We start from the raw sequence: 224 nt of genomic DNA, 5'->3' as shown, positions 1-224 counted from the left end.
AATCTCGTACGGCGTGCCTGCTGAAACCCCGGTGAACGGAAGCCAGATCGCCAAGCTTCAATCGGATTTTCACAGCGCTTTGCCACCAGCGCATTTTCGTTTTTTCAGAGATTTGAGAAATTCATTCGAGTGCGGCGATTTCTTCTTTGCTCATGCCGGCGTGAAACCCAACGTCGCGCTGTCGCGCCAAAAGGAAAATGACCTGCTTTGGATAAGGCGGGAAT

At 51.3% G+C, this 224-nt stretch carries 1 pseudogene; it reads left to right on the top strand.

The window, feature by feature from the left end:
• A pseudogene (locus tag KJQ96_RS39715) lies at positions 1-224 on the top strand (serine/threonine protein phosphatase); the annotation flags it as partial.

The sequence above is a fragment of the Bradyrhizobium sp. sGM-13 genome, from assembly GCF_018398875.1.
In the GTDB taxonomy this organism is placed as follows: Bacteria; Pseudomonadota; Alphaproteobacteria; order Rhizobiales; family Xanthobacteraceae; genus Bradyrhizobium.
Note: the sequence above shows the minus strand (reverse complement) of the source record. Positions and strands in the feature narration are given on the sequence as shown.